General features: G+C 59.3%; 11 protein-coding genes and 3 pseudogenes. 3 read left to right on the forward strand and 11 right to left on the reverse strand.

Going from position 1 to position 13,826, the window contains the following annotated elements; translation table 11 throughout:
- Window positions 1-106: 106 nt before the first annotated feature.
- Window positions 107-529 carry a nuclear transport factor 2 family protein gene (locus LPU83_RS47690; protein WP_024313981.1) on the forward strand — a complete coding sequence of 141 codons (423 nt, stop codon included), beginning with the start codon at window positions 107-109 and terminating at the stop codon, window positions 527-529.
- A 54-nt stretch (window positions 530-583) separates the two neighbouring features.
- On the opposite strand, the gene LPU83_RS47695 is transcribed toward LPU83_RS47690, so the two are convergent.
- The 4 genes and pseudogenes from LPU83_RS47695 to LPU83_RS73445 form a co-directional block, all read right to left on the reverse strand.
- Window positions 584-2,365, reverse strand: a complete 1,782-nt coding sequence (locus tag LPU83_RS47695; protein ID WP_024313982.1) for a B12-binding domain-containing radical SAM protein — start codon at window positions 2,363-2,365, stop codon at window positions 584-586.
- A gap of 190 nt (window positions 2,366-2,555) precedes the next feature.
- The gene (gene sthA, locus LPU83_RS47700) at window positions 2,556-3,962 is read right to left on the reverse strand and encodes a Si-specific NAD(P)(+) transhydrogenase (RefSeq protein WP_024313983.1); all 1,407 of its coding nucleotides are present in this window, start codon (window positions 3,960-3,962) and stop codon (window positions 2,556-2,558) included.
- Window positions 3,963-4,064: 102 nt separating this feature from the next.
- Window positions 4,065-4,652, reverse strand: a complete 588-nt coding sequence (locus LPU83_RS47705; protein ID WP_051166643.1) for a dual specificity protein phosphatase family protein — start codon at window positions 4,650-4,652, stop codon at window positions 4,065-4,067.
- Between the two features lie 79 nt (window positions 4,653-4,731).
- Window positions 4,732-4,896: pseudogene (locus LPU83_RS73445) on the reverse strand (JAB domain-containing protein); the annotation flags it as partial.
- A 173-nt stretch (window positions 4,897-5,069) separates the two neighbouring features.
- On the opposite strand from LPU83_RS73445, the pseudogene LPU83_RS75790 reads away from it, so the two are divergent.
- Window positions 5,070-5,443 (forward strand): annotated as a pseudogene (locus LPU83_RS75790) (TIGR02391 family protein).
- Window positions 5,444-5,723: 280 nt separating this feature from the next.
- Here LPU83_RS75790 and LPU83_RS47720 read toward each other — a convergent pair.
- The 6 genes and pseudogenes from LPU83_RS47720 to LPU83_RS47740 form a co-directional block, all read right to left on the reverse strand.
- Complete coding sequence (locus LPU83_RS47720) at window positions 5,724-6,953, reverse strand: serine hydrolase domain-containing protein (RefSeq protein WP_024313986.1); 1,230 nt, start codon at window positions 6,951-6,953, stop codon at window positions 5,724-5,726.
- Between the two features lie 229 nt (window positions 6,954-7,182).
- Window positions 7,183-8,373: a 3-(3-hydroxy-phenyl)propionate transporter MhpT gene (mhpT, locus tag LPU83_RS47725; protein WP_024313987.1), complete on the reverse strand. Its 1,191-nt coding sequence runs from the start codon at window positions 8,371-8,373 to the stop codon at window positions 7,183-7,185.
- A 320-nt stretch (window positions 8,374-8,693) separates the two neighbouring features.
- Entirely contained in the window at window positions 8,694-8,999 is a 306-nt protein-coding gene (locus LPU83_RS75795) for an AMP-binding enzyme (protein ID WP_425301948.1), read from the reverse strand.
- A gap of 165 nt (window positions 9,000-9,164) precedes the next feature.
- Window positions 9,165-10,134 (reverse strand): annotated as a pseudogene (locus LPU83_RS75800) (AMP-binding protein); the annotation flags it as partial.
- Window positions 10,135-10,155: 21 nt separating this feature from the next.
- Window positions 10,156-10,986, reverse strand: a complete 831-nt coding sequence (locus LPU83_RS47735; protein ID WP_024313988.1) for a p-hydroxycinnamoyl CoA hydratase/lyase — start codon at window positions 10,984-10,986, stop codon at window positions 10,156-10,158.
- Window positions 10,987-10,998: 12 nt separating this feature from the next.
- Window positions 10,999-12,444, reverse strand: coding sequence for an aldehyde dehydrogenase (locus tag LPU83_RS47740; RefSeq protein ID WP_024313989.1), 1,446 nt, complete (start codon window positions 12,442-12,444; stop codon window positions 10,999-11,001).
- Between the two features lie 112 nt (window positions 12,445-12,556).
- On the opposite strand from LPU83_RS47740, the gene LPU83_RS47745 reads away from it, so the two are divergent.
- Window positions 12,557-13,000, forward strand: coding sequence for a MarR family winged helix-turn-helix transcriptional regulator (locus LPU83_RS47745; RefSeq protein WP_024313990.1), 444 nt, complete (start codon window positions 12,557-12,559; stop codon window positions 12,998-13,000).
- Window positions 13,001-13,045: 45 nt separating this feature from the next.
- Here LPU83_RS47745 and LPU83_RS47750 read toward each other — a convergent pair whose 3' ends face one another.
- Window positions 13,046-13,291 carry a hypothetical protein gene (locus tag LPU83_RS47750; protein WP_141652543.1) on the reverse strand — a complete coding sequence of 82 codons (246 nt, stop codon included), beginning with the start codon at window positions 13,289-13,291 and terminating at the stop codon, window positions 13,046-13,048.
- Between the last annotated feature and the right edge of the window lie 535 nt (window positions 13,292-13,826).

A 13,826-nucleotide genomic window follows, 5' to 3' on the forward strand; every position in this document is an offset into this window, starting at 1 on the left:
GGTGCGGCGCGACGGGGCTACGTCGAAAGTGGAGTTGTTACACGAATTAGTTGCGGTTTCGATTAAGCGGACGCAGACTGGAGCATTGCAAGAGGGGGATTTGGCAATGTCTTCCAATGATGACCTTAGGGATCTGGTGCGGCGGATCTATCCTGCGCGGGTGGAGGGCGATCTCGAGAGTTTGATGTCTTTCCTTGATGACGATTGCCTATTCCGAGTGGTCGGGAATCAGCATCTGGCGCCTTTGACGGATCCTGTTGTCGGCGCCGCCGCGCTTCGCGTGACGATGCAATACTTGATCGACAATTGGGATATGAGAGGGATCGATTTTGTGTCCATCCATGTCGACGGCGACGTTGCGTTGATTCACCGTATGGGACGCATGCGTTTTGGCGCGACGGAGTACGATACCGAGATCATGGACAAAATGACCTTCGAGAACGGCAAGCTGAAGGAATGCGTGGAGTTCATCGACACGCTGCAGGCCGCTGCGCTGCTGGACGTCGTGAAATTACCCACGCGAAACTAAGAGCGCCGGTCCGCCAATGGATCTCAACGCGCCCAACCAAAGAGCACGGGCGCGTCAAACTGCCTTGTGGGCATGGGTTAGTTCGGCGACACGGTGGATGTGCGAGACCGCAGCCCGTCCGCCCGCCGTTTTCGTGAAGAGTTCGAGCGTTTCATCCTCGTGGTCACCGACCGGTGTCAGTGCCTGATCCATGTAGTTCGCCGAGTTCTTGTCACGGGCTATGAAAAAGGCGCTCGTTGCGAGGCCGGCGATGGTGGCGCCCAGCGACAAATGCTTGGTGACGGTTTCCCAGATGAACCGTGGCCAGAAGGTAACGGCGCTTTCCTTGGGAAGATCTGGGCGGCGTTCGGATGGATGCTTGAGACGCAGCAGGCCGCTCTGCAGTGGATGCACGTTCTCCAGAGGTACAGTCGTGGCGAACGACACGAGCATCTTGACGAGGCTGGCGAGCGGCACGCCGGTAGCAACAGCCCGGCGCAGCAGCGTCTTCATATGCTCTGGCGAATAGTAGAGCGACCAGGCCTCCTGGTAGATGCTTTCCCACTCCTGCTTGCTCATCTTCGGATGCGCAGTGCAGACGTGCTCGACGTCGTAGATGTTGAGATCGGCGTCCATCTCGACGCCCTTCTTCCACAATGTCTGATGATCTTCCGAGCCCGGCAGCGGCGTCAGCACGAAGAACTCAATGACGTCGAGGGGAAGCTCATGCTGGATGATCGCGATGTCGCGCCGGATCGTCTCCGGCGTGTCTGCCGGGAAACCAAGAATGTAGCCGGCGAGCGTCATGATGCCTTGGGCTTTCCAGGCGAGCAGCATCTTCCGGTATTCGGTGATCTTGTTCTGGTTCTTCTTGGCCGCCGTCAGATTGTCGGGGTTTACATTCTCAAGCCCGATGAAGACGCGAGTGACGCCGGCGCGCTTGGATTTTTCGATGAAGTTCGGGATCTTGTGGCAGAGCGTGTCGACCTGGATCATCAATCCAAGTGGAATACCGTCCTTTTCCCGGAGTTCGATCAACCGGTCGAAGATCGCTTCCCAATCCCTGTTGCGCGCGAAATTGTCGTCGGTGATGAAGAACTTATGGATGCCTTGCGCCCAATTCATCCGCACTAGTTTTTCGACATCATCGGCCGATCGGAACCGCGACTTGCGCCCCTGCACATTGATGATGGTGCAGAAAGAGCATTGATAGGGGCAACCGCGGCCGGCGTCGAAGCTCGTGCTGAGGCCAAGCGTCTGTGCTACATTGGCTTTCGGCAGGAAGGGCACGGCCGCACCTTCGATACTCGGCAGGTCATTCATGAAATTGTAAAGCGGCTCAAGTTTGCCGCTGGCGGCATCCTGCAGGACGCGGTCCAGGCGGCCTTCGGCCTCGCCGGCAAACATCGAAATACCCATCTCGCGACATGCATCCAAGCCGACTGCCTTGCCGTCGAGCATGGCGAGGCAGCCCGACACGTGAAAGCCTCCCATCGAAACCGGCACGCCGGCCTTGCGGAAGGGGCGCGCAATATCCAGTGCCCGTGGATACTGGTTCGACTGAACGCCGACCAACGCGACCATCCCGAAATTGTCATGTTGCGCAAGTCGCTTGAGCAGTGCCGGGATGTTGACCCGCGTGTTTGTCTCGTCGACGACCGTGATCTCGATCCCGACCTCTGCCCCCAATACCTTACGCTCTGCGCAGTCAGACGCGATTCCATAGATTGCAGCCAAGGAGTTGGACGGGATCATCGCCCGCCACCAGCGGATCACATAGCCATCATCGTCATAGTGCGACGGCTTGATCAGAATCAGTTGGAAATTCCGTTCGGCAGTCTTGGACAGGTCTTGCACGGTCGCTCGCTGGTAAGAGGAATCCCCGAAAATGGACGCTACCAGACGCGGTGGATTATACAAGCAAAGCTTTTACCGGTGCTATCCGACACAAATAAGTCGGGTCGCGCAGATTTTGTTCGATTCGTATATCATTGCTTTCGTTAAGAAAACCGTCAGGAGATCGGCGCTGTCACCGTTTGAGGCAACATCAAAGCTCCGACTTGATATCGCCCATCCGGTTCCACGCATCCAGGCCAGCAATCTTATAGGCTTCGGCGAGTGTCGGGTAGTTGAACGTGTTCTCGACGAAATATTCGACGGTGCCTTTGAGGTTCAAAACTGCCTGGCCGATGTGCACCAGCTCGGTCGCCCCTTCACCGACGATATGCACGCCGAGCAGCCGGCGCGTCTTCAAAGAAAAGATCAACTTCAGAAGTCCGGTGTCGAGCCCCATGATGTGTCCGCGCGAGGTCTCCCGGAAACGCGCGATGCCGCACTCGTAGGGAATGCCGCGCTCCTTCATCTCTTCCTCGGTCAGGCCGCAGGTAGAGATCTCCGGCACCGCATAGATGCCGTAGGGGAAGTATTTCGGCGGCTCCTTCGCGACCGCGCCAACGGCAACGCGCGCGGCAATGCGGCCTTGTTCCATCGAGGTGGAGGCAAGGCTCGGAAACCCGACAACGTCGCCAGCAGCGTAGATGTTCGGCACGGATGTCTGGAAGGTTTCCGGGTTGACCTTGAGGCGGCCGCGGTTATCGGCGTCGAGCCCGGCTGCGTCCAGATTGAGCGTGTCGGTCGCGCCCATGCGCCCTGCGGCAAACAGAACCATGTCTGTCACCATGTGGCGGCCATTGTCGAGCTTCAGTTCAACTCTGCCGTTGTCGAGGCGCGTCACTGTGTCGGCCTTGGTGCCGAGCAGGATCTTCATGTTGCGATCACGCAGCTGATAGGTGAAATCTTCGACGATTTCCCGGTCGATGAAATCGAGCATCGTCGGCTTCGGATCGATCACGGTCACTGCGGTATCCAGCGCGCTGAAGATCGTCGCATATTCGATGCCGATGACGCCTGCGCCGATCACGGCCATCGAGCGTGGCAGTTCTTCGATGTCGAGCAATTCGTCGCTGTCGAGTACCGTTTTGCCGTCGAAGGGGATGTAGTCCGGGCGGAACGGCTTGGTGCCGACCGCAAGCAGGATGCTGGCCCCGGTGACCTTGACGACTTCGCCATCGTCCTTGACGACTTCGAGCGTCGACGGGTCGACAAAGCTTGCCTTGCCTCTGATGTGCTGGACGCGGTTTCGGGCGAACTGATGTTCAAGCACCTCGACTTCGTGATCAAGGGTGATCAGCAGGCGGCGCCGAAGGTCATCCGCGCTGATCTCTTCCTTCACGCGATAGGACCGGCCGTAGAAACCACGCTCGCGCCAGCCGGAGAGATTGAGCGCCGTTTCGCGCAGCGTCTTGGAGGGGATGGTACCGGTGTGAACCGAAACGCCGCCGACGCGCTTGCCTTGTTCGATGACCAGAACCTTCTTGCCGAGCTTGGCGGCCTGGATTGCGCCGCGGCGGCCCGCCGGACCGCTACCCACAACAACGAGATCGTACTGGAACATTAAGCTGGCCCCGATTGGAAAGCTGGAATCATTTGTGCGACGCAGTATGTCGCGCGTCCACGGGTAGCAGGTCAATGTTGCAGAATATTTTAAGGGAGAATATCAGGATTCACGGAAGCCAAGCAGGGGTTCCAGCTTCTCGAAGGTGCGGTCCATGGCGAAGGCGCGGCTAATCGGCAGCGCAATATGGCCATAGATGATCGACATTTGCTCCTCCGCGACGTTCTCGTTCGTCTTGCTGATCGCCGCCAGATAGAGGGCCGATGCGAGCCCGGTGCGATCCGAGCCCGAGAGGCAATGGATCAACAGCGGCTTTGGAGCGTCTTTCATGACCTGGATCAATTCCTCCGCGCGTTCTGGAGAAAGCTCCTTGTAAGCAGACATCGGGAAATCGATATGCTCGATTCCAAGCGTCTTCGCTTGCTCGACCTCGCCGTGCCATGCCGAGCTGTTGGTCGGGCCGCGCAGGTTGATGATGGTCTTGATCCCATACCGCTGCGCGAAATCCGCAATAGCTTGCGGGGATGGTTGCGACGAACGGTAGACTTCGCCGGCGACGACCGTGTGGAAGTTGTTCGTGGCTTTCAAATAGAGAGCATAGCTGCCAACGATAAGAAAGAGCGGCGCGAGAAAGCATAGTGCTGCCTTCCTGAAGCGAGGAAATTGGCGAGAAGCAATCGTCGTCGTCATGAAAGTCTCGGAGCAGGATGGTTGCAGCATCGTCGCTTTGCCACCCAAACCTGACGGACACCTGAAGCCGATTTGGCTCCTATATGAGACGCAGCCCCTTGAGGCTCGCGTGACCGTCCTTGCCGATGATGATGTGATCATGAACTGTGATGCCGAGCGGTTTTGCCGTATCGACAATCATCTTTGTCATATCGATATCGGCTTGCGACGGCGTCGGATCGCCCGAGGGGTGGTTGTGCAACACGGGGGAGAATTGGAATTGCGCGCGCTTCTAAACCAAGCGTTGGCATTTGCGGGTCTCGCGGTCGACCCGACGGGCGAACTCAAGATTGCCGAAGTCGCACAAACCCTCCCGGAGGCCAGCGCCGGGCCCGCGAACTCCGGGCAGATCTCGAAGGCCGCGGCGTTCATCCCGACGTGCTCAGGTTCTGCCGAGCGGAGCTGCTTGCCGACAACTATTTTCACGCAGTACAGGAGGCGGTAAAGAGCGTTGCGGACAAGATGCGGACGCGAACCGGCCTTATGGACGACGGAGCAGCCTTGGTGGATCGCGCTCTCGGGGGCGAGTTTCCCGTGTTGGCCATCAATCCGCGCAGCACCGTCAGCGACGCAGTGAGCAGAGCGGCTTTGCCAACCTCGTTCGAGGCACATTCGGGATGTTCCGTAATCCGACCGCTCACGACGCTCGAATCCATTGGACTATGTCGAAGGAGGATGCTGAGGACCTCTTGACCATTGTCTCGCTCATTCATCGTCGTCTCGACAAGGCGCACATGCCGCCCCGCGTCTAGGTAAGGCCAAGACAAGTCAAAAAATTAGGTAGAAGGGAAGTCACTATTGGGTTTCATCATGCCGACGACGTGGCGCTTCCGCTCAAATGGCGCAATGCCACTGGCCGCTGTGAACGCCTTCAATTCACTTGTTCGCAGGATCTCCGGTCAGTCGGACTCGTCATGTTCAATTTTTGAAACCCAAGACAAAGTTCAGTGGTGGTTATTAGCAGCAGATGACTGGCGCGACTATGCTGAGCCGCGCCAGAGAGATGTCGTCGAAGCCGGTTGGATCGACGGACTATTTCGGAGCCCAACTCGTCAGCGCCCCAAAGAACGCTTCCGTCTCGACGTAGGGGGTGTCGTCGCCCGGTGGGAAATAGCTAAGCTTGACCATGACGGTTTGCGTGTCAGGGTCTACGTAGACGTATTGTCCTTGCAGACCTACGGCTTTGTAGGCCTCCGATCCCTCGCGAGTCCAGAATTGAAAGCCGTATCCGCCGTCGACGCCCGCTTCGGAACCCAAGGGCGTGCGCGCCGTTCTGATCCACTCAGCGTCAACAACCCGACGCCCTTCAACAGTCCCTTCATTCAGCAGCATTTGTCCGAACCGGGCCCAGTCGCGCAATGTCGCGTTGAAACCGGCGCCACTGAATTCACGGCCAACTCCGGGCTTTCCGTCCATGATGTAGAAGCCATCCGCCTCAGCGCCCATTGGCTCCCACAGTTTTCCGGTGGTATAGGCTGCAACGGTTCCGCCAGTGACGCGCTCGATCAGCCAACCAAGAATGGCAGTGTCAATGGTTTTATAGGCGAATACCTCCCCCGGCTTGGCGGCAGTGCCAATATCGAGCCCAGCATCGGCAAATCGCGCCACGTTTTTAACAAGCGCATTGATGTGGTTGCTGGCGGCGATGCCCGGATTCGCAAAGTCGTAGCGCTCCTCATAATCCACACCCGACCGCATTTCCAAAATCTGTCGAATCGTCACATCGCGATATCCGCCATTTTTCAATTCCGGCAGGTATTTTACGATGGGATCATCGATGGATTCGATGGATCGATCGGCCACCGCGGCTCCAACCAGTATGGAAGTGATGGATTTCGTCATGGACCAGCCCATGAAGCGAGTACTTGCATCGCTATTATTGCGATAGATTTCCGTGACGATCTTGCCGTTTTTCATCACCAGAAATGCGTTGGTATAATTGCGTTCTAGAAAATCTTCGGCGTTGAAAGTCCGCCCGTTGAATTCATAGGAGAAATCCATCCTATGATCCTCACGCGGGAGGATCCATGCAGTGCCGGAATGAGGCACGGTGCGAATGCTGAAAAGTTCGTCCATATTGCGGAAAGCAAACGCGTTGACGTCGCCGTCATTCATATGCCAGCGCATTATCTGCGTCGCGATCGGAACGTCTGAAGGTTTACCTTTCGCAATTTCGTCGGGCAGTGCCTGCTGTGCCCCGGCCGTATTGATGTTCAGCATGACGACAGTCATGGCGGCACCCAGCTTGATCAATTTCTTCATTTTTCCTCCCATTTGTCTGTTGCGTCGAGCGCGAACGCATGCCCGCCCGACTGTCCCTTCGAAATCGCGGACGCTGGCCAATTACGCTCTCCATGGATCGGCATTCGAGCAGATGAATCGATGTGCTGATAATCCGCTATCCAGCATAGCGGGTTGGTTGCCTATATAGCCATTTCAACGTGGAAAATGGCGAGTGAGAAAGCCGGGCGCGCCTGGGCGCCCGGCTTTCTCAGGAAATCGACGTCGCGCGCTTGCGGCGAGTCAGAAACCAGGTCGCAATGCCGCCAAGCACAGCGATTGGCAAGATACCCGTCAGCACTTCGGAGGCACTCTGACCCGCGGCAACCAGTGCTCCGGCAAGCAGCGGTCCTGCCACCGAGCCGAAACGACCCACCGCCACGGCAAGGCCGACCCCCTGACCGCGCACCTCTGCCGGATAGCACTGCGGGGCGATGCCGTAGAGCACTGCTTGCACCGAGATGATTGCGGCACCCAGTATCGCCCCCACCACGAGCGTCACGAAGATATTTGCGGGCGCCACGGCCAATAGCGCAAGCGCTACGACGAGTCCGCCAAAGGAACCGGCAACCCAGAATGAGCGGTTTCGCGCATCGAGGGCCACGCCCCCTAGGAGACTGCCAGCAGCTCCTGCCAGATTGAAGGCAAGTTGGACCATCCCCGCCTCGGCACGCCCGAAGCCGCGCGAGACCATAAGCGCCGGAAGCCAGTTGAGCAGCAGATAAAGCACCAGCAGCGAAAAGAAGAAACCAGCCCAAAGCAATAGCGTCGGCGCAAGGTTACCGCTGCCAAGAACCGTACCGATCCCTGTCACATCGCGCCCCTTGGGTGCCACGCGCAGTTCGGGCAGGGTCATGACCAGGGGCACGATCATCAGGGGAAGCAGACCGCCGATCACAAACAGCACCCGCCAACCATCGCCCAGACCGGCGATGGAGATCAGGCTGACCGCGGCACCACCCAGGGGAATGCCCGCATACATCAGCGCGACGGCGCGGCCACGGCGCTCCGGTGCCGCTGCCTCCGATGCGATGGCCACGAGATTCGGGAGAGCCCCGCCCAGCCCCACGCCAGTCATGAACCGCATCACCAGAAGGGTCTCGTAATTTCCCGCCAACGCCGTTCCGATGGCAAACAATCCAAACACGGCAAGCGAGATTGCAAGTCCTGCCCGCCGCCCATGCCTGTCTGAAAGCCATCCGCCCGCCAATGCGCCGAAGATCAGCCCGAAAGTTGCTGACGAGAAAAACATCCCCATCTGGGCAGGCGAAAGACCGAGCGCCGGGCCGAGGCGCGGCGCCGCAATGCCGGCAACCTGGATATCGAAACCTTCAACAAGGGCTGCGGCGAAGCATATGAGTATGGCCCGGCTACTGCCGGCACCTGATGTTGAAATTCCCATTGATCCTCCAAAATCAAAATAGTGAGTGGAAGGCGCGTCTCCTCCTGCGACTTCCGTTCGAGCAAGATGTCGTCAGGGCATGCGTTATGTCAAGAAAAAACGCTATGTCATATAGCGATATAAAATAGCAATCTTGCTGTTGTCCATGCAGCGGCGTGTAATCCTGCCACCCGGACAGTCGCTCATTGCTCATCATTCACGATTTCGACCGTAAGCCCGGCATGGTCCGATATGCGCCGGGTCGGCATCGGCGGCAGAATTCGGCGCCCTGCCGACAGAGCGGGCAGGGTGCCGAGCGTCGCCAGCAGTCGGCGTTTCGTTCACGCCGTGAGGAATTCGTCGCGCAGAATGTGTTTCATGACTTTGCCAGAGGCGGTGCGCGGCAAGGCATCGACGGTTACGAAGGTTTTCGGGATCTTGTAGCGAGCGAGGGAGGTTTCGCAATGCTGGGCCAGTTCGTTCACCGCAATCGACTTACCGGGCACCAGCACCACGAAGGCACGGCCAACCTCGCCCCAGCGCGAGTCGGGCACGCCGATAACAGCGACCTCGCGTATGGCTGGATGGGAGGCCATCACGGATTCGATTTCAACCGGATAGACGTTCTCGCCACCCGAGATGAACATGTCCTTTCGCCGGTCTACGATAGTGATGTAGCCGTCAATATCTGCGCGGCCGACATCGCCCGTGCGCAACCAACCATCGGCACCGAGCGCGCTGTCCTCCCGGTCCCAGTAACCCCTGATCACGTTCGGCCCGTGCACAAGGACCTCGCCTTCGGCCCCGTGGGGCACCTCCCGCCCATCTTCGTCCACTAACCTTACGCGAGTAAGAGGGCCTGGCAGGCCGACCGCCCCGGCCTTTTCGCGCACGATCCGGGCCGAGAGAGGCATTCCCAGGATCGTGCCGCATTCGGTCATGCCGTAGCCATCGACCATTGCCACGCCGCGGTCCAACCACCAGTGGATATGAGCGGCCGGATTCGGCGCGCCGCCGGTGAACAGGGCTTTCAGCGCCCATCGATCTGGCGCAAAATTCCGTGCGTGGCGTAGCCCCTCGGCCATTTGAGGCACACAGAAGATGTGTGACACGCAGCTCCGGATCGGCCAACCGCGTATTGGTCAGTTCAGGATCGAATCCGGCTGAGATCATGCATGTCCCGCCGCGCAGAAGCGCGGGCCAGATCTGTGTCACCAAGCCTATGACGTGGAAAATCGGCGTGTCGCAAAGGAAGACGCTGTTGCTGTCCACTTCGCCGAGCACACCGAAATTGACAGCGGTGGCCAGAAGGCAGCTCGCACTCAGCATCGCGCCCTTGGGACTTCCGGACGTGCCGGAAGTATAGAGGATCGTGCAGGTCTCAGACTGCGAACGAGGCGTGCAACGGTCACCCGGAACGGCCAGTTCAACAGCTTCAGCAAAACCCGCCATGTCACGATACAATTCCTTCGGGGCGCAATCGGCCAGAAGGATATCGATCTCGGGCTCTGAAAGCCTCCAGTTCAGCGGAACAAAAATGCCGCCCATGCGGATTAGCGCTTGCTGCATCACGACCTGCCAGCCCGAATTACGAGCCAATACAGCCACGCGGTCGCCTTCCGTCACTCCCTTGGCCCGCAGCACCGCTACGGCACGCTCAATGTCAGCATCCAACGCCGTGTAGGTCCATTTCTTGCCCGTAGCGAGGTCGAGACAGGCAAGAGCATCGGGCCGGAGGCGCGCGTGAAGCGCCACCGGATCGGGGGTTGTAAAGTCCAGCATCACATCTCCTCCCTGAGATCGTCAGCCTGCCTTGCGCGACGTGTCGTAAGCGCCTAGGCCGGGCTTGTAGCTCTTCTCGTCGATAAACTGGCGGATTCCCTCCTTCCGCCCCTCGGCATCGTAGGAGTTGGCGGCCTCCTGCGCGCGGACGAGATAGTCCTCGGCGTCGTCATAGCTCATCGGCCCGACACGGCGAACAGCGTCCTTGGTGGCCTTCAGCGCAACGGGGTTTTTTTCCAGAAGCACCCTCGCGACCTGCGTCACGCGGTCCTTCAACTCTTTCAAGGGCAGGCTCTCGTTCACAAGGCCCCAGTCTGCGGCTGTCTTCCCGTCGATCGGCTCGCCGGTCATTGAGTGGTACATCGCCTTGCGGAAAGGCAGCAGCTCCACCGCAACCTTCGTGGCTCCGCCTCCGGGCAAAATGCCCCAGTTTATCTCGGAAAGGCCGAACTTCGCCTCGTCGGCGGCAAAGGCAAGATCGCAAGCGAAGAGCGGTCCGTAGCCACCGCCGAAGCACCAGCCGTTGACCATAGCGATGGTCGGTTTCTGGTACCAGCGCAGCCGCCGCCACCAGCTATAGCTTTCGCGCTGCGCCTTGCGTGTGCCGGCAAGACCATCAGCCTCGGTCTCGCGGAAGTATTCCTTCAGATCCATGCCCGCGGTCCAGGCGGAGCCTGCGCCGGTCAGCACCAGCACGCCCACGTCGTCGCGAAACTCCAACTGGTCCAGCGCCTCCATCATCGCCCGGTTAAGCGTTGGCGACATAGCGTTGCGCTTGTCGGGGCGGTTAAAGCGCAGCCAGGCGATTCCGTCCGCTATATCCCAAGTCACGGTATCAATGTCGTTTGCCATATGTTCGTCCTTTCAAATTGGAAAATGTCCAGGCTGTGTCTCGACCGTGATCCAGCGCAGCTCCGTGAATTCGGCTATGCCGGCACGACCACCGAAGCGACCGTAGCCAGAGGCACCGGTACCACCGAAGGGCATTTGGGCCTCGTCATGCACAGTGGGTCCGTTGACGTGGCAGATGCCGGACCGTATCTGCCGCGCCACGGCGATCCCGCGCGAGATGTCGCGGGTAAATACCGCCGCCGACAGCCCGTATTCACTGTCGTTGGCAAGCCTTACTGCGTCCTCTTCATTTTCTGCGCGCAGAATGGCGACGACGGGACCAAAACTCTCCTCCGTGTAGATCCGCATGTTCGAGGTGACGCGGTCAACGACCTGCGCGGGCATTAGAACGCCCTCAGCCGAGCCGGCACTGGTCACAGTGGCTCCTTTTGACTGCGCGTCCTCAATTAGCGACTGGACCTTCGTTACCGTGTGGGCGTCCACGACTGCTCCCAAAGGGGCGTTGCCCTGTGCCGGATCGCCCGCCTTCAGCTGCGCCGCGCGGTCGGTGAACTTCTCAACAAATGAATCGGCCACGTCGCTCACGACAATAATGCGTTCGGTGGACATGCAGATCTGGCCTTGGTTGAAGAAGGCTCCGAAGATTGCCGCCTTGACCGCCTCGTCAATGTCGGCGTCCTTCAGCACCAGAAGCGGAGCCTTGCCCCCCAGTTCCAGCAAACAGGGCTTCAACTGCCGCCCGGCACGTTCCGCGATGATCCGGCCCACCTTGGTTGACCCGGTGAAATTGATGCGTCGGATCGCCGGGTGGTCGATCAGCGCTCCGACGATCTCGGCTGCGTCCTCGGGTGCGTTGGTCACGAGGCTGACAAGACCCGGGGGAAGGCCGCCTTCCTCCAGCGCCTCAACGATCAGCGCGTGGGTGCGAGGGCAGATCTCGGAAGCCTTGAACACGACGGCATTGCCGCAGGCGAGGGGCGTGGCCAGCGCGCGCACCCCGAGGATCACTGGCGCGTTCCAGGGCGCGATGCCGAGACATACGCCCGCGGGTTCGCGGATGCCCATCGAAAGGCAGCCCGGTTTGTCCGAAGGGATCACCTCGCCCGAGACCTGCGTGGTCAACGCCGCAGCCTCGCGCAGCATCGAGGCGGCGAGCATCACGTTGAACCGCGCCCAGCCTTCGGTTGCGCCTATCTCGGAAGCCATTGCGATGACGAAGGCCTCACCCTTCGCTGTGATCACGTCGGCGGCCTTAAGCAGTACCGCGCGACGGGCATTAGGACCAAGGGCAGCCCATGCAGGGAATGCATCGGCCGCCACTTCCGCGGCTGCACGGGCGTCTTCGACGCTGGCGGCGGCGGCCTCGCTGGCAAGTGCTCCCGTCACCGGGTTATATCGGCGGAATGTGCGGCTCGCGGCCCGCTCTGCCCCCGCGATGCGAAGATTGACAATGCTCACGACAGTCCTCCAAGAATGCTGCCCGAACCGTCGAGCATATCGTCCGAGGGTAAATTAACGCGAAGATCGCTATCTTGTATAGCGGTTTTTTTGGAAAGGCACATGACGGCACATGATTGACAACGAAAAGAGCGCCTTGCTGAGCCTTGTAGGCTATCATCTTCGCCGTGCATCGGTCTTCGACCTGAACGGAGCAGTGGAAACGCTTGCGCAGGTGGATGCCCGCCCAATCGGCCTGAGCGTGCTATTGTGCATGGTCGAAACGCCTGGGCTGACCTCGGCCGAGATTTGCCGCATCCTCGGGATGCAGCGCGCCAACATTGTGCAGTTCCTGGCCGATCTGGAGGCAAAGGGCCTGTTCACCCGAGAGGCTGAGGCGACCGATCAGCGCGTTCAACGGCTATTCCCGACACAGGCCGGCAAAGACGCCGCCGCCGATTGGCTGCGCCGCCTGAACGAACACGAGGACCGGATGCTGGAAAGGCTTAACGCGGACGAACGCGCCGAGCTTCGCCGCCTGCTAGGGAAAATCTGGATGAACGCGCCCCGGCGCTAGTTGCTCAGTTTCGACGTCTGGTGGATCGGATTGGCGATGAATCTGTCAGTTCTGAACCAACTGCACCCCCGCGTCGAAGCCGGCCGCCACGATGTCAAATGTATCGTCGGTCACCGTCACACCGCTGCGTTCAAGTCGTTCTGCAACATCTGCGCTATGCACTCGCTGCCGCCGAGAAACGCCCGTTTCCGTCAAGCTTCCATTGCGCTGGACTTGCAGGAGCCGACAATCAGTTGATGCATCCGCGTTTTCCAAGACGAGATCGGCTTCACCCTGTTCGAACGCAGCCATGCTGGCGTGCGCTTGACGAAAGCAGATAAGCATTATCTGCGCAACGTCCGCGCAGTTCTCAGATATCTCGATCGCGCTACGGGGAGGCGCTGTCGATAGCGTCGGGACGGAACAAAAGAGTCAGCGACATTCCAATACCCAAAGATAAGGAGCAACATGAAACTGAGCGGCAATACTATCCTCATCACAGGCAGCACAAGCGGCATCACCTTCAGTTCACTCTCGATCGTGCAGGATCATGTAAAGCCACGGTGCGGCACATACGATGTCGAATGAGCGATGGGACGGCACGAGTACTTTTAGTCCAAGAAAGTTGGGGCAAAGGACTGGGGTATGAAGACTAGGGTTGCACTCGCCGTCGGGCGCTTCAGGCTAAAATCTCCCACATCCACCTGCGCCGCAGCATTGTAGACTTCGATGATGCGCCGTCCGCTAGCGTGCGTCACTTGACGGGCTGTGCCGCGGACATTCCTGACGGCTACATGGAACGCTTTCCGTTGTCGGCAGCGCGGGATGTGTAGAGTTCGGCGAACTT

The organism is Rhizobium favelukesii (genome assembly GCF_000577275.2).
Taxonomy (GTDB): domain Bacteria; phylum Pseudomonadota; class Alphaproteobacteria; order Rhizobiales; family Rhizobiaceae; genus Rhizobium; species Rhizobium favelukesii.